General features: G+C 43.3%; 19 protein-coding genes and 2 pseudogenes. 11 read left to right on the top strand and 10 right to left on the bottom strand.

Features of this window, described 5'->3' with window-relative positions; translation table 11 throughout:
* Window positions 1-48: 48 nt before the first annotated feature.
* From ureE to holA, 4 genes are all read right to left on the bottom strand, one after another.
* Entirely contained in the window at window positions 49-480 is a 432-nt protein-coding gene (gene ureE, locus F6K51_RS20170) for an urease accessory protein UreE (protein ID WP_293023396.1), read from the bottom strand.
* A gap of 351 nt (window positions 481-831) precedes the next feature.
* Window positions 832-1278 carry a DUF4168 domain-containing protein gene (locus F6K51_RS20165; RefSeq protein WP_293023394.1) on the bottom strand — a complete coding sequence of 149 codons (447 nt, stop codon included), beginning with the start codon at window positions 1276-1278 and terminating at the stop codon, window positions 832-834.
* Between the two features lie 309 nt (window positions 1279-1587).
* On the bottom strand, window positions 1588-2100 hold the full coding sequence (locus F6K51_RS20160) for a DUF4168 domain-containing protein (RefSeq protein ID WP_293023392.1): 513 nt from the start codon (window positions 2098-2100) through the stop codon (window positions 1588-1590).
* 203 nt (window positions 2101-2303) lie between these two features.
* Entirely contained in the window at window positions 2304-3296 is a 993-nt protein-coding gene (gene holA / locus F6K51_RS20155; RefSeq protein ID WP_293023390.1) for a DNA polymerase III subunit delta, read from the bottom strand.
* A gap of 24 nt (window positions 3297-3320) precedes the next feature.
* On the opposite strand from holA, the gene F6K51_RS20150 reads away from it, so the two are divergent.
* From F6K51_RS20150 to F6K51_RS20135, 4 genes are all read left to right on the top strand, one after another.
* Entirely contained in the window at window positions 3321-4127 is an 807-nt protein-coding gene (locus F6K51_RS20150; RefSeq protein WP_293023387.1) for a DUF1868 domain-containing protein, read from the top strand.
* A 55-nt stretch (window positions 4128-4182) separates the two neighbouring features.
* Entirely contained in the window at window positions 4183-4797 is a 615-nt protein-coding gene (locus F6K51_RS20145) for a cobalt-precorrin-8X methylmutase (protein WP_293023385.1), read from the top strand.
* Window positions 4798-5220: 423 nt separating this feature from the next.
* Complete coding sequence (gene cbiE, locus F6K51_RS20140) at window positions 5221-6576, top strand: precorrin-6y C5,15-methyltransferase (decarboxylating) subunit CbiE (RefSeq protein WP_293023383.1); 1356 nt, start codon at window positions 5221-5223, stop codon at window positions 6574-6576.
* A gap of 178 nt (window positions 6577-6754) precedes the next feature.
* Window positions 6755-7891 (top strand): pyridoxal-phosphate dependent enzyme, encoded by a 1137-nt coding sequence (locus F6K51_RS20135; RefSeq protein ID WP_293023380.1) that lies wholly within the window; start codon window positions 6755-6757, stop codon window positions 7889-7891.
* A 222-nt stretch (window positions 7892-8113) separates the two neighbouring features.
* On the opposite strand, the gene F6K51_RS20130 is transcribed toward F6K51_RS20135, so the two are convergent.
* The 5 genes from F6K51_RS20130 to metH form a co-directional block, all read right to left on the bottom strand.
* Complete coding sequence (locus tag F6K51_RS20130) at window positions 8114-9205, bottom strand: NAD/NADP octopine/nopaline dehydrogenase family protein (protein ID WP_293023378.1); 1092 nt, start codon at window positions 9203-9205, stop codon at window positions 8114-8116.
* A gap of 235 nt (window positions 9206-9440) precedes the next feature.
* The gene (locus F6K51_RS20125; RefSeq protein ID WP_293023376.1) at window positions 9441-9650 is read right to left on the bottom strand and encodes an antitoxin; all 210 of its coding nucleotides are present in this window, start codon (window positions 9648-9650) and stop codon (window positions 9441-9443) included.
* A 4-nt stretch (window positions 9651-9654) separates the two neighbouring features.
* Window positions 9655-9939 (bottom strand): BrnT family toxin, encoded by a 285-nt coding sequence (locus F6K51_RS20120; protein WP_293023374.1) that lies wholly within the window; start codon window positions 9937-9939, stop codon window positions 9655-9657.
* A 387-nt stretch (window positions 9940-10326) separates the two neighbouring features.
* Complete coding sequence (locus tag F6K51_RS20115; RefSeq protein ID WP_293023372.1) at window positions 10327-10830, bottom strand: hypothetical protein; 504 nt, start codon at window positions 10828-10830, stop codon at window positions 10327-10329.
* Between the two features lie 444 nt (window positions 10831-11274).
* A complete protein-coding gene (gene metH, locus F6K51_RS20110; protein ID WP_293023370.1) occupies window positions 11275-14880 on the bottom strand; it encodes a methionine synthase in 3606 nt (1201 codons plus the stop codon).
* 652 nt (window positions 14881-15532) lie between these two features.
* On the opposite strand from metH, the gene F6K51_RS20105 reads away from it, so the two are divergent.
* From F6K51_RS20105 to F6K51_RS20080, 7 genes and pseudogenes are all read left to right on the top strand, one after another.
* On the top strand, window positions 15533-15661 hold the full coding sequence (locus F6K51_RS20105; protein WP_293023368.1) for a hypothetical protein: 129 nt from the start codon (window positions 15533-15535) through the stop codon (window positions 15659-15661).
* The gene (locus F6K51_RS20100) at window positions 15658-15864 is read left to right on the top strand and encodes a hypothetical protein (RefSeq protein ID WP_293023366.1); all 207 of its coding nucleotides are present in this window, start codon (window positions 15658-15660) and stop codon (window positions 15862-15864) included. The genes F6K51_RS20105 and F6K51_RS20100 overlap by 4 nt, the downstream gene beginning before the upstream one ends.
* Before the next feature lie 477 nt (window positions 15865-16341).
* Complete coding sequence (locus tag F6K51_RS20095) at window positions 16342-16557, top strand: hypothetical protein (protein WP_293023363.1); 216 nt, start codon at window positions 16342-16344, stop codon at window positions 16555-16557.
* A gap of 429 nt (window positions 16558-16986) precedes the next feature.
* Complete coding sequence (locus tag F6K51_RS20090) at window positions 16987-17406, top strand: hypothetical protein (RefSeq protein ID WP_293023360.1); 420 nt, start codon at window positions 16987-16989, stop codon at window positions 17404-17406.
* A 247-nt stretch (window positions 17407-17653) separates the two neighbouring features.
* Window positions 17654-17716: pseudogene (locus tag F6K51_RS38505) on the top strand (hypothetical protein); the annotation flags it as partial.
* Between the two features lie 6 nt (window positions 17717-17722).
* The gene (locus tag F6K51_RS20085; protein WP_365940004.1) at window positions 17723-18274 is read left to right on the top strand and encodes a tetratricopeptide repeat protein; all 552 of its coding nucleotides are present in this window, start codon (window positions 17723-17725) and stop codon (window positions 18272-18274) included.
* 48 nt (window positions 18275-18322) lie between these two features.
* On the top strand, window positions 18323-19981 hold the full coding sequence (locus F6K51_RS20080) for a CHAT domain-containing protein (protein WP_293023357.1): 1659 nt from the start codon (window positions 18323-18325) through the stop codon (window positions 19979-19981).
* A gap of 269 nt (window positions 19982-20250) precedes the next feature.
* Here F6K51_RS20080 and F6K51_RS20075 read toward each other — a convergent pair.
* A pseudogene (locus F6K51_RS20075) lies at window positions 20251-20504 on the bottom strand (hypothetical protein); the annotation flags it as partial.

Raw genomic sequence — 20504 nt, 5'->3', positions numbered from 1 at the left:
AGAGGCGCACTTAGGTGTGCCTTTTTTTTACAGTTCTCTTAAACGTTCTCAATGTCGATAGGCACCGATTTCTGGTTGAAACGGTACCACTTCCTGGTGTACCTCTACCCCCAACTGCTCTAACATGGCCTGCAAAACCGGGTCAGGAGATAATCTTAAATAGCTAGCCGTTACTTCTAAAGGCACATGGCGATTACCCAAATGATAAGCAGCTCGCAGCAAATTCACCGGTTTTTGGGAGGTGACAGTGAGTACCGGTTCTGGTTTAGCAGCAATTCGGATCATCACCTTTGTATCTTCCGCTTCCAGTAAATCCCCATCCTGCAAGACACTGCCCCTAGGCAAACGCAAATACAAATTTTCACCATCCGCTGTTTCAAAGCGGTGGCGCGTTCGGGTACGTTCTTCCGCTGTCAAGGAGAGGGTAAAACCGACTTTAGTATTCTGATTAGCTGTGAGGCGTTTGGTAAAGGTGAGCATTGGAAATTGACCATTGCTGAATTCAGACTAAAATACCAATTAAAGTAGGGTGGGCAAAGTAATCTGATCGTGAATACTCAAAAGAACCAAACTGTTTTTGCCCACCCTACAAGCTTGCGTGTAAAAAAAATACCAATTAAAGTAAGGTGAGCAAAGGTAAGCTATCAGCTATCAGCTATCAGCTATCAGCTTTTTAATAAGAAATAAAACAGGTAAGCATTGGTTTAATCTCAGTGAAGTCACAGGCTGGAAGCCTGTGCCACAAAGCTGTTCGCGCAGCGTGAGCCTTTAGCTCACGGCTGACCGCTGACCGCTGACCGCTTTTGCCCACCCTACAAGCTTGACATATTATCAATTTTGTTGTAAGCGAACTAGTTCATTGTGGATTCGCCGTTGTAACTTCTGATCGGATTGAGCGCTAACCGTAATTGAATTAAATCGAGATATGGTCAAGTCATGACTTTCAGCAATGGTTTTCGAGCGGTTACAGTAGTTTACAGCCAGATCTCGGATATTTCGACGTAGAGCTGCTATGGTTTTTACTTGGGTGCAGTTAATTTCAGGAACTATCTTGTCCTTGTCTTTGGTTAATTCCTGAATATCCTCGTAGACACCTTGACGATTTTGATCGATCGCCAGAACAGCTTTGGCGTAATTCTTCAATTCCTGACTCTTCACTTCAGATGAGGCTACTGTGGGGATAGCTGCCGTGGGGTCAGGGTCTGGACTGGAAGAACATCCAACCAAAACCACTATCATTCCGGCAAGCCATCCCAAGGGATAGATAAATTTGCTCATTAGTTTTTTGGGAGATCAGCGACCTGCACTGGCTAGCCTGTTCGCGCAGCGTCGGCTTTGCCGAAAGCTGGATTAGTCTATTTTTTACTATTGCTAGTGGCTAGCTATTATGGTTCTTTTTCTGATAACTATACCATTATCGGTGTAAACTTGATTGATAATTCCCAGGTGTACAACTCGTCTTACTGCTTGCCCAAGAGGAACGTTGAGAGCCTTACGCTTTAACCAAAAACATTTAATTATGGTTGAAGTTATGGTTGAAGTTATGCTTCAAGGGAATAAGTTGCTGATTCTTAGAGCTATATCTAGCTAAAAGCTAGCGTCAAATTTTGCTTGTTGAATACGCACTAATTCACTTTGAATCTGTTCCCGTAAAGTTTGATTATCTTGCATCTCAATAGTAATTTCGTTGAAGCGTTTATTTCCTCCTTCGGGAAAATACTTAGAGACAATTACCTCTGACTGTTGGCAGTAATCTTTAGCAATCTCTTGGGCGGTCGAGGGGAGCTTATTGATGCTCTCGGAGTCATCGCACAAAATTTCTGGTGGCTCTCCTAGGATTGTAGTGATTTTTTCATAGGCAGATGCGCGAATAGGCTCTATTTGTAATAGAACTTCAGCATATTGAGTGACGTCATTAGGACTAATGTCAGAGGTGACATCTTGAGCATAGGCTGAAGTGCTAATAACAAGGGTATAAGAGTCTTCAGAAAGCTCAGGGATAAATCCAGATAGCAAACTAATAGCAGTAAGTCCTCCGACAAGTAGAGATTGGGAGAAAAGTTGGGTCAAGCTAAGTTTTAGAGAGTTAGCAGTGAGCATGATGATCAATTAAAAGCAAAATAAACAATAACCAAAACCACTAAGGGCTAGTTTAATGTGAATTAATTTATGGGGGATAAGTTCCTCATAAGGCAAGAGCTTCTGGGAATTGGGAAGTGCAGACAGGATAAATATCAAGCATGAGTATAAAAAAAATTTAACCTTCAACCTTAAAGCTAGCCTGGGTGAAGCCACTGACTGGTCTAAACTCTTGAACTGTTAAAGATTTCACAAAGTTGTATCACCTTAGTTTGTAATGTTGAAAGGGGGTCTGCTCCCGTTTTGAGGTTGAGGTCTAACTCCAGCAACACCCGCAGAGTGGAGATGAGTTGCTTGGGGGAAAGGAACTCCACGTCTTGTTTGAGGAAGTAAACTCGTTTGGGGTTATTGATATTGGCGGTGTTAGCGATCGCATTTGGATCGGTTTCGCCCTCACTCACCAGCAACTTCACCCACAACCAGGTACGAAACTGAGTAATTAAGGTAGCGACAATCTTTAAAGGAGGTTCATTCTGGTTGATCAAGGCAGCCAACAACTCCAAGGCTTTTGCCCCATCCCCTGCCCGAATCGCCTCTGCCAGTTGCAAGGTATTTTGAGTATTAGCCACTACCAGGGTGGCAACGGTACTTTCTTGTAACGGTTGGCTGTCATACAGCGCGTAGAGTCGTAATTTTTCCAGTTCGTTGAATAACTGTCGGGTGTCATTGCTAACGGATTCGGCTAAGAGTTCAGCTGCACTATTGGTTAGTTTGACTCCAAATTCAACGGAGTACGACTTGACCCGATGCACTAGCTGCTGGGTCTTCCAGGGGGGAATCAGAGCAAACTCCCGAATCTCGGCGTACTGTTGCAGTAACTTCGTGGACTTGAGTCGTGGATCTGGTCGATGGGGGGTAGTTAGTAACAAAACGGAGTGTTTAGGAATGACTGGTATAGTACGCTCTAATTCTGCCAGTAAATTGTCCGAACATTGCTGGCAAACGGTTGTATCGACTAACCACACTAGACGTCCACCCATGCCAAACGGAGGAGTCATGACTTGATTCAAGGCTTGAATTACGGCATCTGGTTGGTCTGGGGAAATTTTGTCATAGTTAAAACTAGCCCAGTTGGGGTCAACTAGGGATTGACGGAGCTTGTCCAGGGCTTGGGCCATGGCAAAGTCATCCTTTCCCCAATAGAGGTAAATTCCCATATCAGAACACGTAAGGGGGCAAAATTGGACGATACATATCAAACTTATCTAAATCGGGTCACACGGCTTACCCTAACCGCAACCTATCAATCGCAGTTACTCAATATCCAAGAGTCACCCAAGTTTAAACGTCTCCCTAATGGCAGCAGAGAGCCTGCCCCTTTTCCTGGTTACACTGTAATCACACCACCTTGGGAGGAAGAGACTAATAACTCAACATTCTATGATAACATGCAGCAGCTCCAAAAAGAGCTTCTCCAGCAACTAGACCCGGGTTTAATGGTACCGATACCCCCGGATAGTTTTCATTTAACCTTGGCTGACTTGATTTGGGAAAATGCCTACCGAGATGCCACGGCTGAAAATCCACAGTTTGAAACTCAACTGCTTAAGTCGATACAGGCAAGTTTTGACAAGTCTGTCAGTATCAGCCAGGAAACCTCTTTAGCAAATGGTGGTAATCCTATTAGCTGGCAGCTATTGGGCTTAATGGTGATGCCCAGGGCGATTGGTGTATGTCTAGCACCCCAGGATGAACAGGCATACAATCGCATTTCCCAGCTTCGTCGGTGTATTTATCAAAATTCTGATTTAATGGCTCTAGGTATTGAACAGCAATACCATTTTACGGCTCACATCACTCTAGGATATTTCGGAGATATCCCCCAGGAGTTGGATAGCGATCGCATTAGCAATATCCTATTCGAGTTAAGTGGCCAAGCCTTAGAAGTAGAAGGGAGTGTACTATCGATTCGGCAGGCTCAATTAAGGAAGTTTGACGATATGATGCGCTTCTTGCGGGAACCAGAATGGCCAGTTTTGGAGTTTTGAGTGCTTTCGCGTGCTTAGTGTTTGAGTTGGAGCAGAGTATGGGGTGGGGATTTAGATGAAAGCATTGTCGATGCATCCGATTATGGAGCAAAGTTTTGCCATTATTGACCAACAGATTGGGGAGCATCAGTTTAATCCAGCTGAGTATGGGATTGTGCGGAGGGTAATCCATAGTACGGCGGATTTTGAATTTACCCAACTGCTTCGGTTTAGTGAAAATGCGATCGCATCTGGTATCTCTGCACTGAGCCAGGGAACACCAATTGTTACAGATGTAGGAATGGTCAAACAGGGGATAGCTAGTATGGTGGCAAAAACCTTTGGTAATCCCCTGATCGTAGCAGTAGACCAGGCACCAGTCGCTCTGCCGGGAAAGACGCGCACGGAAACTGGTTTACTCCGATGTTTCGAGCAATTTCCAGGGGCTATTTTTGTGATTGGTAATGCCCCTACGGCATTGTTGGCTTTATGTGAGCAGTTGTCCCACTCTCAGGTCAAACCAGCTTTGGTCATTGGCGCAACCGTTGGGTTTGTTTCAGTGCTGGAGTCGAAAGCTGCTTTGGCCAAGATATCCATCCCTCAGATTCGAGTTGAAGGAGCTAAAGGAGGGTCTCCAGTGGCTGCAGCTATTTTGAATGGATTGATGGTATTAGCTTGGGAGAGTGAGTAATAATATCATGTTCGGTTGAACAGTTATAAATACTCAATAATAGGGAACAGGGAACAGCGGATCTGGGAACAGGGGATGAGGAGGGAGATAACCTACCAGAAGGAAGCTATGTTTTTTTATAACTGTTTATCTCAACATGATATGAAACATCCCAAAAGCCCACAAGACCCGAAGGTAACTAAAAAAGAGATGAGTAAATTTCGATTAACTCCCTTTTGTGTATTCTTTCTGTCCTTGGTGTCTTGCCAGTTGCTATAATACACTCCCAGCTTAATTCCTATTATTCTGAAAACAGATTAAAGATCAGATATAGCAATCCTAAATGAATTGTGATAATTTTTGTTCCCTACTCCCTGTTCCCTGTTCCCTACTCCCTGTTCCCTGTTCCCTGTTCCCTGTTCCCTTTGCAATAGCAGCAAAACCATGACCTCGATCAACGTAGTGGGCATTGGTTTAGACGGAGCAGCTAGCTTAACTGATCAAGTCAAGCAGCTCGTAGAACGAGCGACGCTATTGGTTGGAAGTCAGCGCCATTTAGGTTATTTTCCCAACCACCAAGGGTCACAAGTGGTATTGGGGAATTTTACTGACGCTATTGAATTAATTCGTAAGCAGCTCGATGGTGCGGATCACGATACCCTAATCGTAGTGTTGGTCAGTGGTGATCCATTGTTTTTTGGCTTAGGACGATTGCTCCTAAGCCAACTTCCCCCCTCAAGCCTCAGGTTTCATCCCCATGTCAGTGCGATTCAGCTGGCCTTCAGTCGGATTAAGGTTGCTTGGCAAGATGCTAAGGTAATCAGTGCTCATGGCCGTTCTATGGAACAACTAATCCCAGCCTTGAAGCAGGGAGTTGACAAGATTGCGGTGTTGACGGATGGCACCAATACACCTGAAGCGATCGCTAAATTATTGCTAGCGCTAGATTTACCCAGTTGCTACCAGTTCTGGGTATGTGAAAATTTGGGAGGTATGGATGAACGGGTGCAATGTCTTGGTGTAGAAGCAGTATTGAACCAGACCTTTGCGCCCCTGAATGTGGTGGTATTACTACGTCACCCTGATTCCGTTGACCAATCCCTGGATCCAGAGTCGTTACCGATACTAGGATTACCAGATCAGACATTTACTAGTTTTAGCGATCGCCCTGGTTTAATGACCAAGCGAGAAATCAGGCTGCTGTTACTAGGAGAGTTAGCCCTCAAACCAGGGCAAACAGTTTGGGATATTGGTGCAGGCACAGGTTCAGTTTCCATTGAAATTGCTCGTTTATCGAACACCTCTCAGGTGTATGCTATTGAAAAAACAGCAATGGGGAGTACTTTGATTGAGCAAAATTGTCAACGTTTGGGCGTTACTAATGTTACCTCAATTCATGGTTCAGCACCGGATGTTTTGAAGAATTTACCAACACCAAATCGGGTTTTTATTGGCGGTAGTGGGGGTAATTTGCACTCAATTTTGGATTACTGTGATACTCGCTTAGACCTCGATTGTATTTTAGTGTTAGCATTAGCAACTGTAGAGCATATTAATACAGCCTATAGTTGGTTTGAATCTAAACGTTTCCCTCCTTCCGAGCGCGGGATTAGAGCAAATTCCTTCCCCCCCTTATTAAGGAGGGGGGATTCTTTCCCCCCCTTATTAAGGGGGGTTAGGGGGGATCCTTGGAATTATCAATGGTTACAGGTGCAGTTATCGAAGTCGGTACCTGTGGGCAAGCTCACTCGGTTTAATCCTCTCAATCCGATCACTATTGTGACGGCTTGGAAGTGCTGATTTTGAGAGTCTTGAGTTCATAAGTGCTGAGTTCGTAAGTGCTGAATTTTGATACCCGATCTGCCAATCTCCCCATCTCTCCAGAAGTTGCGGTGTCATTAACTGATATTATTACTACTGGAAGACTATCGAACAATAGTCAAAAAAACAGTCAAAAAAACGTCCGGAGTATTGGCAAGTGTTAACACCAGGACACATCGAAGCAAATTCTATGGCTCATCTCCAATGTGCTGTATGTGGTAAAGAATATCCGCTAGAACTGCGTTATCGTTGCCAATCTTGCGATGGAGGTGTGTTGAATGTTGTGTACAGAGGTAATCAAAAGGTAGAATCTGGTTCCGGACTGCAGCGTTTTAAAGATTTTGTTCCGATTAAACCCCTGCCAGAATTTTATTGTCCAGAAACTCCTCTAATTCGATTCGACAATGCTCAATATGTTGACCATGATGGCATTTACTGTAAAGTAGAAGGGGCTTTAGCAACCGGAAACACCAAATATAGACAGAGTTGTATGGCAACACCAGGGTTGTTATGGGGTGGAGTTAAAGAATTTGTAGTCTCCTCTACAGGCAACTCTTCTTCTAGCTTTATGTATTGGGCCAAAGAGCTTGAAGGTCAAATTAGGGTTCATGTCTTTGTTCCCTCAACCCATAGACATCGCTTAAAATTTCAGAGTCCCTATGCCACCATCCATGAAACAGATGTAGATTTTGTGGAAACTGGCAAGTTGGCCAAAGACTATGCTCAAGATCATAATCTATTTTGGGAAGGAGGCTTTTTCAACTTCTTTCGTCGGGAAGGTCTCAAAACAGGGTATATGGAAGGAGCAACCCAAATGGACTTCCAAGTTGATGTAGTCTTTCAACCCATTAGTAGCGGGATGGGGTTTTATGGGGGATATTTTGGCTTCAAGCAGCTTTTAGCCAATGGGTATATTAAGAAAATGCCTCGTTTTGTTGGTGTGCAGCAAGATACTTGTGCTCCTGTGTATACGGCATTTCATGCTAATAGAGAACAAATTGCTGATGAGGATATTATCCGCAACCCCACTGGAAAGGCTGAGGCTATTCTTAGAGGCAATCCTACCGCAACCTACTCTTATTTGCGGGATCTAATTCTAGACACTCAAGGAACGGTTGTTGCCCCAACCCAAGCAGAACTTCTGAAAAGCTATGAGGTTTTACAGCAAGCTGGTATTTCTGCTTGTCACACTGGAGCATTGTCTTTGGCAGCCTGTAAAAAGTTGATTCTTGACGGGTGGATTTCCCCTGAAGAAAAATGCTTGCTGATGGTGACTGGAGGACGGATGTACTAGGCACGTAAGCATTTTCCCTTTGCTGTTATTCACTTTTGAAAATATTGCGTAGGGTGTGTTAGGGGCGGCTCGCCGTCATTTTCTACCTCATAGCCAGGGTTGGGAAAGCCCGCCCCGTAACGCACCACTGGATCAAACAGCTTTAATGAGATATACCCTATATATCCCCAGTATAACCAGAGAAAATGCTACATAGTTCCATAAATTCAAGCTCGACTCTTTTTATTTATGTCTTAGTTGCTCCTCTAGCCATTGAGTGTCCAATTCTAGAAACTCAGCAGTCCACGTGAAAGGTTCATCTATAAACTTGCTCCCCAGAGTAATACAACTATCTAAAAATGGGGTATCTACTCCTGTTAGGCGGGCTAACACCTGTAGTGGAAAAGCCCCAAAGGGTAATTCTTCTGAGAGATAGCGATGATGAGGATTCCTGAGAGTAGAATTGTCAAGTGCTTTGATCTGGTGAATGTGTTCGTAAAAAGATGGGCCAGTAGTTCCATAGGCTGTCTTAAAATAATCGTACATATCGCTTAGATCAGGAAACCCTAATGCCTTGGCTATAGCTAGACGATCGCGATCGAAATCACCAATCAAATTAGCAGTGCGAGGACCCATACCTCGGTAAATATTATAATTTTCTCCCAGCTCCCATCTGGTTAAAGAGGCGATGATTAAGGGAACGTGAAAAACATCATTACATTTATCCAAGTTTACTTCTAAACTCGAAGACAGTGGACGCAAATTCTCGAACAAACCTTGATAGGTAGCAACAATCCGCTCTGTCATATCCGAGTTTTGGGCAGCGACTTTGAACTGTTTTTTAAACCTCTTTATAGCTACTTGGTCGTCACCGTTACCTCGGCAGGCAAAGGGGGTATTATTTACATCTGCAACTGCGGGTAATTGGGTTTCACTCATGCCAAATTCTTTTTGCCACACTTTGCAGAAAACTCGACCTGAAAAACGGCTAGAACAGATCAATAAAATATTGGTTTGAGGGGTCATATATTGCCCCAAAATCCGGGCATAAGATTCAACATCCTGACCTCGACAGCCAATCACAATATTATTGGGTAATTTGCCATCATGAGTGGCGGCAATTTCCTCAATCTGGTTAGAACAAGCTGCAATTGGATAATTACCCGGTGAACATACACCCGTTGAACGAACAATCTTAGTTTGACTAATTGAAGAAGAACGACGAGAAAACAGATCAACGTTATGGCCTTGAGAACTCAGGTGAACTGCTGTGGCTAAACCTACATCTCCTCCACCCACAACAAGGTAATTATCTTGTGACATATCTTGTGACATCAAAAAATATCCTTTAAGCTCTATAATTGTGAATATGTAATTGAAATTATGAACAGCTTATCACAAGAGTTTCACCGATTTTTATGCAGGTTAACTGTAATCTCGAAATTATTGATAATGGAGGCAGCTTATTGACATAGACGCATCAGATTAAAAGTTTTATCATACTAAAAAATAACTTTTTTATGTATTTTTGGATACAAAATTACATTAGCTTACCCTGGTTTAAGTTCCGCTACTCAAACGATAGTTCTCGTTTACTGACAACACAATCGTGAAGGTATAAATTGATTAATTCTTGGTAAGAAATTCCTTTTTCTTGCGCCTTGGCTTCAAAATATTCTATTACATCAATCCTCAAAGGCAAAGTTACTGGTTGCTTTAATTTATTGGCATAAGGATTGGGGCGGCTTTTCATATTGGCAAGGTCATATTCTGGTTTCATGGTTTTATCCTCGATAGTGTTTACTTTCATTTTTGGTGGCTTTGCGGGCTGAAATGATTCTGATTACTGATTCCTCCTCTCGGTAACAATGAATAATCAGTAAGATTCGCATTTTCGAGCTTATGCCTAGGAGTAAAAATCGGTCTTCTATCTCAGAATGATCTTCGTCCCAAAACTGGATTGCCTTCTCATCATAAAAAACCGATTTTGCTTCTTCAAATGAAACACCATGCTTTTTTTTATTGATTCGATTCTTTTCGTTATCCCACTCAAAAACTAATTGATTCATGTTTATATTTTAAGACATAATGGTTTAGTATGGTAATGGTAGAGTAACGCCAGCCTAAACCCAAGCTACTTGATGGCGATGCTTGCCCGGTCGCCCTTAAACGATTGACGGTTCGCACAGCGTCGGTCTTTGCCTGAAAAGTCACGCTACGGCAACGCAATCTAATAACTTTGATGGGATTGACTTCGAGGGATTTTCTATTACAAATGCTATACAATATCGCAGCTGATAGCAATAGGCAATCAAACCACACAAAACATTAAAGGGTTGGCACTTTCGGGTGGATCTCATTTTTATTATTTGACCCAACAGTGGTGCGTTACGGGGCGGACTGTCCCAACTCTGGCTACCGAGAAAATGAGGGCTCCCCTAACGCACCCTACGGAACTACTTATCCAAAACTGATGTCCAGACCTGTAAATTACCGAACCAAGAAGTGAGCCGCCCAGGATTACAACCCGCAGCTTCCCCTTCTGCCTCTAAACTAATGGAATGATTTCCTGAGGAAACAGGGCCGAGATCAATTTCACGTGAGGTCAAGGGAAGGCTACTGAACTGGCCAGGTGCGCCCCTCCACCCAAGGGTACCTGTAGAACTAACAGGCTTACCGTCAAGGTAGAAATGGATTTTAATTGGGCCGCAATGAGTAGGGGGGACGACATACTGGACTTTTAAGACACCCCGCGTTGTTACGTCTATTGCGAAGCGGTTACTGCATACTTGGCCACTGCCATTACAATATATTTCTTCTGGGCCAAAATTTTGACTCTTGATGATCACCGGAGGAAACAAATTATGCCAATTCTGGATCACAGCTGCCCCCAGTAGACCAACCAGGCCAATTACAGCGACAATTATCTCTATCCTATGACTTTTATCTTGACCACTCATCCCACTTTACCAAAAGTTATGATCATCGACGTTCGATGACTTTTCATTTTGTTGTTTTACCTAATTTATAATTATATATTATAAAGAGTAAATATTCAATCGGTGGACATTGTTCCGAGTCTGTTACCAGTTTATGTAGGGTGGGCAATGCTTGATACAGCTTCACCAAGCTGGGCTTTGCACCTTGATGAACACTGCCCACCCTAAGATTAATAAAAATGATGCAAGATTCCAGTGTTAATCAACTGAAATCTTGCTAGCTTACTCAAATTTCAAAAACCTAAGCCATCAAGCGTTGCTGAATCAAGGAATGAATGTCCAATCATCTGGTTTTGGTCAAGCCCCCTAAATCCCCCAAGTTTGGGGGACTTTGAAAGTCTTGTTCCCCCCAAACTTGGGGGGCTAGGGGGGCAAAACCATACCCATAATCAGCAACGCCAGCCATCAAGCAGTAAAATATCTAGCGATGGGGTGATAAGCTACAATTGCTGTCGTAGATTGCTCTGGATACAATTGCTCACTCTCATCCATGTATAACTTAATGCGATCGCATTCCAACAAATCCAACTGCTTGTACTGATCCTGGAGATTTGGACAAGCGGGATAGCCAAAACTATACCGTGAACCCTGATAGCGCTGAGCCAACACATCCCGAATGCTATCGGGTTCTCGATCTGCGAACCCTAACTCCCGACGAATCCGAGCATGACTCCACTCCGCCAAGGCTTCAGCGATTTGTACCGCCAATCCGTGGTAATACAAATAATCGGTATATTGATCACCATCAAATAATTTCTTAGCGTACTCTGTGGCAATATCACCTACAGTTACCGCCTGCATTGGGAACACATCGAATTGACCTGCTTCTGCCAACTCCTTCGGTAAAAAGAAATCCGCTATACACAAACGCTTACCAGACCGTTGCCGAGGAAACTCAAATCGTGCCACCTCTTGCAATTCCTTCGAGTCTTTAGCGCCTTCAGGATTCATCCCTTGGGCATCATAAATTATCAAGGAATTCCCCTCAGCTAAACAAGGAAAATATCCATAGACTACCTGGGGATGTAACAAGTTCTCAGCAAGAGTTTTTTCCTTCCATTTCGCCAGAATTGGGTCAACCTTTTCCTTCAAAAACTGATTATACTCTTCCCTCGACTGGTCCTTTGGCTTCCGAAACTGCCATTGTCCAGCAATCAACGCCTGCAAATCCAGATACCAAAAGACTTCCTCGAAGGAAATATCTTCTGGCTGGAGTATCTTGGTTCCCCAGAATGGCGGTGTTGGACGCTCAATATCCAAGGTTACCCCTTCCGAACGATTAGTATCTGGGGGAGTTGAAGGGGGAGTTGAAGGTTGAAGGTTAGATGGTTGCAGGTTGTTTTGTGAACCATTCTCCTGTAACTTGTCAACTTTCAACTCGGAAGAAGCTTCAACCGCTACACCATTCTCTAGCTCATCGATAAAGCCTTTAATATCATCCCAGTTACCAGCTGATTTTGCTGGCATTAATTTATCCATGAAATGGAGGTCAGAAAAGGCATCTTTACCATAAACCACCTGACCGTTGTAGGTATTCTGGCAGTCCTTATGGACAAATTTTGGTGTTAGGGCAGCACCCCCTAGAATAACTGGTACCGTAATTCCCCGCTCATTAAAGGTTGCCAGATTATCCTTCATAAAAGCGGTAGACTTCACCAGTAGCCCACTCATGGCAATACAGTCAGCATTGTGCTTTTCATAAGCATCAATAATATTTTCCACTGGCTGTTTAATCCCCAAGTTAATCACCTCGTAGCCATTGTTGGACAAGATGATATCTACTAAATTCTTGCCAATATCGTGAACATCTCCTTTCACCGTAGCAATTACAAAGGTACCTTTAGCATTCTTCCCTGCTTCAGATTTTTCCATATATGGCTCTAAATAGGCCACTGCTGCCTTCATGGTTTGAGCAGATTGTAATACAAACGGCAGCTGCATTTGCCCGGAACCAAATAGTTCTCCTACCACTTTCATACCGTCGAGCAAAAAGGTATTGATAATCTCCAGGGGAGGATATTTTTCTCGGGCTTTCTCCAGTTGTTCTTCTAAACCAATCCGTTCCCCATCAATAATATGACGCTTGAGCCGCTCTTCTACCGATAGGTTTTCATCCTGGGAGCGATCGCGTTTTGTAGTTTTGCCTTCAAACAGGGTAGTCAGCTCGGCCAAGGGGTCATAGGTACACACATCCCCATCAAACTGCCGCTGATCATAAATCAGTTTTCGACAAACCTCTTGATGCTCTGGCTCAATCTTGGCTAAGGGCAAAATCTTACTAGCACTAACAATTGCTGCATCCATCCCTGCTTGCATTGCTTCGTGCAAGAACATGGAATTAAGCACAATTCGAGCTGCTGGGTTTAGTCCAAAGGAAATATTAGAAACCCCAAGCATAACATGACACCCAGGCAATTCTTCCCGAATCCGACGAATGGATTCGATTGTCCCTTTGCCGTTTTCCCGGTCTTCCTCAATTCCTGTGGAAATTGGTAGCGCTAGCGTATCAAAGAAGAGTTCATGAGCTGGGATACCATATGCGATCGCATCGTTATAAGCACGTTTAGCAATTTCAAACTTCTTATCCGCTGTCCGCGCCATACCATCTTCATCGATAGTACCAATTACCACTCCCGCGCCATAGATTTTAGCTAACTCCAGTACCTTATAGAACCTAGGTTCCCCATCTTCGTAGTTAGTGGAGTTCAGGATACACTTACCCCCAACTACCTTTAAGCCAGCCTCCATCTTTTCCCATTCCGTAGAGTCCAGCATCAGGGGTAAGGTGGAATTTGTGACTAAACGGGAGGCCAATTCGTTCATATCCCGAACTCCATCCCGTCCCACATAGTCCACGTTAACATCTAGGACGTTAGCCCCTTCCCTAATTTGGGATTTAGCCAAAGATACCAATCCATCCCAATCTTCTGCGTTGAGCATGGTGCGGCACTTTTTAGAACCACTAGCATTGAGGCGTTCACCAACAATTAGGAAAGAATTATCTTGCTCATAAGGTTGGGAGCTGTAAATCGATGCTGCTGACGGTTCATGCTTAGGATGTCGCTCCTTCGGGGTCAGGGTTTTGGAAAGCTCCGCTAACTGTTGAATATGAGCTGGCCTAGTACCGCAACAGCCACCAATAATTTGTACTCCCAAATCCTCTACAAAATGCATCAGTGCCATCCGCAGTTCCATGGGAGTAAGCCTGTAGTGAGCGTGCCCTCCGACATTTTCCGGTAATCCAGCATTAGGGATACAAGAAATCACAAATGGGGAACATTCAGACAAGTATTTGATATGTTCCTTCATTTGCTCTGGCCCAGTGGCACAGTTAAGACCAAGGATATCAATGGGGTAGGGCTCTAGAATCGTTAGCGCCGCATTAATTTCTGACCCTACCAGCATAGTACCCATCACTTCCATAGTGATCGATACCATCAGTGGCAGTCTTGCCCCCTTTTGTTCAAAAACCTCTTCTATGGCATTCAGGGCTGCCTTAATTTGCAGCACATCCTGACAGGTTTCCACGATTAGCAAATCAGAACCGCCATCATACAACCCTAAGGCTTGTTCCACATAGGCGTTCTTCAAGGTATCAAAATCAATATGTCCCAGGGTAGGGAGTTTAGTACCAGGACCCATGGACCCTGCCACAAACCTAGGTTTTTCTGGAGTGGAGTATTCCACTGCCATCCGTTTCCCTAGTTCCGCAGCTGCTTTATTTAGGTAATAGGCTTGGTCAGCTAGATCATATTCTGCCAGTACAATCGAAGTACCGCCAAAGGTATCCGTTTCAATCACATCTGCTCCCACCTCCAGGAAGCCCCGATGGACCTTTTCCACTGCTTCTGGTTTAGTATGGACAAGGTACTCATTACATCCCTCGTACTCAGGTCCACCAAAGTCTTCAGCGGTAAGGTTTTGGGTTTGGAGAGAGGTTCCAGTTGCCCCATCAAATACGATAACCGGGCGCTTTGGGCTATGGAGGTGATTGAGGAAAGGGCTATTCATAGATTCAGTTGCTATTTGTTGACCGTTGACAGTTTACGGAATTGGCTTCATTTATGTCGGCTCTTATAATTAGTTTATCAAAAATCACCCAAATTATTTTATTTTATTTTTGGTATAATTTAAAGATTAGGCAAAATTAGGGGGGTTAAAAAATCAATAATTAATTGTTTATTTTGAAATTTTAAACATAAACTTTCAAGGTTTTATTTAACTTCATTAAAAGGGTAATACCAACAGTAATTTTCCAACTAAATTCTAAACAAAAAGTAGTATAATTTCAAGATTATGCAACGTTAATTTTACTAGTTGTGTAAATCCATTAAACCAAATTAATAGCGTTGATCATACTTATAGTGAACAGAACCAGCACGCAATTTATCAGTTTACGTCGGCACGGATATCTTAGAAAATCCCTTGGGATGGTGAGTCCCTACGGTGCAGAAAAAGTTAGGCAGTGCAGGGATTAAAAACACCGGCTTACTTTTGGTAGCCAATTGTGTCCAATTCCAGAAACTGCTGAAAGACAATCTCCTCTAAAAAATGCTATAATATAGAGTAACTATGTGATGGGAAAGACCATGCAAGTTAAAGACTTGACTATTGAAGAGTTTAAGCTGCTCATCCTGAAGCTGCTTTTGCCCAGTGGGTTGCTATGGCCTGCAAATTAATATTGGTCGGGCAATTACGACTATTTCATGATTCCCCTCGAGAAGAGAGTGTGGGGAGATGGGGACCCACCCCTAACCCCTCCCAGGAGGGGAATGGGGAGATGGGGAGATGAGGAGATTTTTATTGCATTCGCGTAGCGTGGCCTTAGGCCAATCCTGTTCATCTCACCATGGGATCGCCTCAAGGTCAAAATGCGAACGCGCCCCGCGTGACCTTAGGTCAATCGCATTCATCCCATCCTATGATGCCCTCAACTTTTTCCTGTTCCCTATTCTCTTGTTTAGATCTCAACTAAAAATGCTATCGCTATTTTAGCTTCCTGTCTTTTGTTGCCATAAAAGACAGGAAGCTAATTTTTTGATTACCAATAATAACTCGAATTAAGTAAGCCTTCAGCTGAAGGCTGATAGCTGATAGTTTACATTATAAACCAAATATAGCAATTCTCTATGCCATGAGGTACAAAGGTATCCCCCTAAGTCCCTATTATCAAGGGGGACTTTGACCTCATAAATCCTAGAAAGGGATCCCCCGTTGGTCCCCCTTATCAAGGGGGACTTTGACCTCATAAATCCTAGAAACGCTACAACCCAAAAGCTGATGATAACAACACCAGAAAATTATCAGCTTTGTTTTAATACTATTACCTCTTACTTTTTGCCATACTCTCCACACTTTCCACATTCTACTATTGGCCATATTTCGTAATAAAAAAAAAATCCCAAACCCCTTGACATTTTAATTAATTTATTTATATATTAATAATATAAGCACTTAAGAGGAAAGATTATCATGACTGAAAACATTCCCCCCACCCCAGACAACCAAGGTCGCCAACCTAAGAAATCCAAGCTCTTGTTGATCGGAACTCCTCAACAGGTTCGCGATACAATTAATGCCCTGTATTCCCTTAAGTATGCATATCCCTATGAGTGGAGCACTCCCGAGCCCACTGAAAAGCCTGGTGAGGTGATGACCACTTTGGTCGGATATTTTTACCTAGACTAGGATAGGAATTTGCCAGGGCTTTGACGCCCTGGCCACCATCAAGATTTAAGGTTGTTTTATGAAGTGGGATGAAGTAGTATGGAATAGCATAAATCGGAGTTTAGAATGTGGTTGCTTTCGAGCAATTGCTGACTAACTCTGGTGGAATGTTTTTAGTCATCAGAATTTATTTCATTGAGTTGACCTATTGTGTACTCGTTTTTGTGTACACTTTAGAATTCGGTCAAGACTTGGGGTTAACCAGAACTTGACCGAATTTTTTTTATTGTTATTTATCCCAAAGGGAGTAGGGAGTAGGGAGTAGGGAGTAGGGAGTAGGGAGTAGAAAAGAAAATTTAGATTTTAGTAGAAAGCGCTATAGTTAGAGAAATTATCAATTCGGTGAACTACTGACTAGGAGCAGAGAGTAGGGAGTAGGGGTAAGGAAAAATGGACGAACAAAGATTACAAGCATACTTTAATCTGATCGACCAACTGCTAACTTTTTCCAGCGGTGAGCTAGTCCAAATTCTTGAGAGCAACCGCGAGTTAGTGGATGAGGGATTATTGCAGGTAATGGCACAAGTAGCAGAACAACTAGCAGCAAATGGCGACCAAAATAGCGCTAATGTTTTACTCCATCTTAGGAGTCAGATTTTCTATGCTAATCCCTCATTCCAAGACTATTTGCAATTTTTTAAAAAGATATTGGAATCAACTCGTAACAGCAATGGTGACCCCAAATTTGTCTACCCACTCCTGCAAGTAAACCTAGACAAACTCGATGATAACTTTATAGATATTCTGCAAAGGGGGACAACTGCTAAATTATCAGAATTGGAACCAGAACTAGCAGAAACCATTGCATAATTTATTGGAAAATTATCCAACCTAATCATAAATTTTTATCTCGGTAATCAAGCCAATAATATAGAAATCGCTATTACTGGTTACGAAACGATGCTAACAGTTTTTACCCGTGAGAGTAACCCAAAAAGTTGGGCGTTGAAATCTTCTTTCTACTGTTGCAGGTGATATCGATCACAGTTCCATGGTGATCTTTTAACTTTGCAGACACGCCCTAGCTATGTCAGTTTACAATGAATAGGACTTCCCGATCGATTGGGCAAAGGCTCAAAATAATCTGGGCGCAGCCTACAGTGAAAGAATTCGTGGGGACAGGGAATTGAATCTCGAAAAAGCGATTGATGCATACCAACGAGCTTTGTCCGTTTACACCAAAAAAGACTTCCCCAAAGAGTGGGCATCAACTCAAAACAACCTGAGCCTTGCTTACAGAAACAGAATCCGTGGCAACAAGGCTGAGAATCTAGAACTTGCTATTGAAGCATACCAACGAGCTTTGTCCGTTTACACCAAAAAAGACTTCCCCAAAGAGTGGGCATCAACTCAAAACAACCTGAGCCTTGCTTACAGAAACAGAATCCGTGGCAACAAGGCTGAGAATCTAGAACTTGCTATTGAAGCATACGAACTAGCTTTGTCCGTTTACACCAAAAAAGACTTCCCCGAAGAGTGGGCATCAACTCAAAACAATCTGGGCGCAGCCTACAGTGACAGAATTCGTGGTGATAAAGCAGAGAATCTCCAAAAAGCGATTGCTGCATACGAACTAGCTTTGTCCGTTTACACCAAAAAAGAATTCCCCGAAAAGTGGGCAACGATTCAAAACAATCTGGGCGCAGCCTACAGTGAAAGAATTCGTGGTGATAAGTAAGAGAATCTCGAAAAATGCTATTACAGCATACCAAATCGTCAACAGATTATGGCTGACGCAATAACAGTTTATCACAAACTAGTGCAAGCCTATATCAATATAGAACAGAAGGATAAAGCCATCGAAACAGTCGAGCGCAGCAAAGCCCGGGACCTAGTGCAACTGCTCACCAACCGCGACCTTTATCCAAAAGGTAATGTTCCCCAAGAGATAATCAACGAGTTAGATCAACTGCGTCGAAACATTCTATACTTGGAAAAAAAGTTACAAGTAGTTTTTGGAAAACTATCAGGAAATAGCGATGACAAACAACAACAGCAACGACAATCTTTAGAGGAGTCATGGAAACAACTACAGCAAGAATTACAGCAGTCGCGACAGCAGTTAAATCAGGTGCTCAAAGAAATTAATGATAACTATGACTCCAGTTTCAGTCTAACTCAAACCGTGGAAACTATTCCGTTTAGGGATATTCAAAGCCTGATTGATCCAGGCACCGCTATGATCGAGTGGTATGTTACCAGGGATAACATTCTTACCTTTATTGTCAGCAGTCACAAGCAGCAGCCCATAGTTGTGTCATCCTCTGCTGAAAAGCTGGAAAGGTTGGAAGAGTGGGATAAAGACTATACCAATGCCTACCGCAACCAAAAAAATCAATGGATAACCAATCTATCCACTCGTCTCGCGGAACTCGCTACAATATTAGATATTGATAACATTATTTCTGAGATTGATCGAGTATTTGAGAACGTTGGGGGTAAATGCGATCGCTTAATTCTAGTGCCCCATCGTTTCCTGCATCTGTTTCCACTCCATGCTTTACCTTTATCAAAGGATAATTTACTTATCGATCGCTTTGAAAGAGGAGTAAGTTATGCCCCTAGTAGCCAGTTACTGAAACTAACAAAACAACAACATCGCCCCGACTTCAATAACTTATTTGCTATCCAAAACCCAACTAGACCTGAAGCAAAACCCTTGCCTGGCTCGAAACTAGAAGTTGATAAAATCCGACAATACTTTGACCCCAAGCACAGTATAGTTCTTGCTGAAGCAGAGGCAACCGAAGCCAAACTAAATCAAAATATCAAGCAACTCCGCTCTGCTCACTGTGTCCACTTTTCTTGTCATGGCAAGTTCGAGCCTAAATCTCCCCTAGAATCAGCCCTACTTCTAGCAGATGCAGACCTAACCTTGTACAAAATTTTTAAACTTGATCTCAATCAATGTCGTATTGTCGGCTTTTCTGCCTGTGAAACTGGGATGACCCTTTCCAGTAACGAAGAAGAAGATTCTAGCTTACCTAGTGGTTTAGATGAATATATTGGTTTGCCTAGCGGTTTTCTCTATGCAGGTAGCCCTAGCGTTGTCAGCACCCTCTGGAAAGTCGATCCTCTTGCCACTGCTTTATTGCTGAATTTAACAACAACTTTCAGTTTACAACAATTGTTATCGAAAATAGCGCTTTATATTATATTTAAAGCAATCCGTGTCGAAATTTTGATAATTTTTCTTCCCTACTCCCTACTCCCTACTCCCTACTCCCTTCAAACACCTTCAGGGCATGCGAGAAATAAATTGTACCAACAGGGGGGCTGTAAACAACAGAGCGATATCAATAACAGTGATAGTTGCGAAGCGAATTTGTTGATTAGTCATAATTACTTATTTCCTCATTTATCAAGGTACCTTAAATTTTCTTAACCCTGGTCTGTTCGCAAAGCGTGGCCAACGGCCTTAGCTCCCTTGAAACACCTTCAGGGCATCCGTGAAATGAATTGTACTAACAGGGGGGCTGTAAACAACAGAGCGATATCAATAACGGTGATAGTGGCGAAGCGAATCTGTTGACTACTCATAATTACCTATTTCCTCCAGCAGTTATCTAAAACTTCTTTAAAGTTGATGTGAATATACTACAGTCCACAATAATTTCACTGCACCGACTTAGCTCACCCACCTTAGTGATTTTTTCAACCGATTGGTGTGATCTGGATCACAATAGCAAAGGTAACAGGGAGTCGGGAGTCGGGAGTCGGGAGTCGGGAGTCGGGAGTCGGGAGTCGGGAGTCGGGAGTGGGGAGTCGGGAGTGGGGAGTCGGGAGTCGGGAGTCGGGAGTCGGGAGTCGGGAGTCGGGAGTCGGGAGTCGGGAGTCGGGAGTCGGGAGTCGGGAGTCGGGAGTCGGGAGGCGGGAGTCGGGAGGCGGGAGTCGGGAAAAGGGCATAG

Origin of the sequence: Moorena sp. SIO3I8 (assembly GCF_010692325.1) — a bacterium.
GTDB lineage: Bacteria > Cyanobacteriota > Cyanobacteriia > Cyanobacteriales > Coleofasciculaceae > Moorena.
This window is presented reverse-complemented; position numbering and strand designations above follow the sequence as displayed.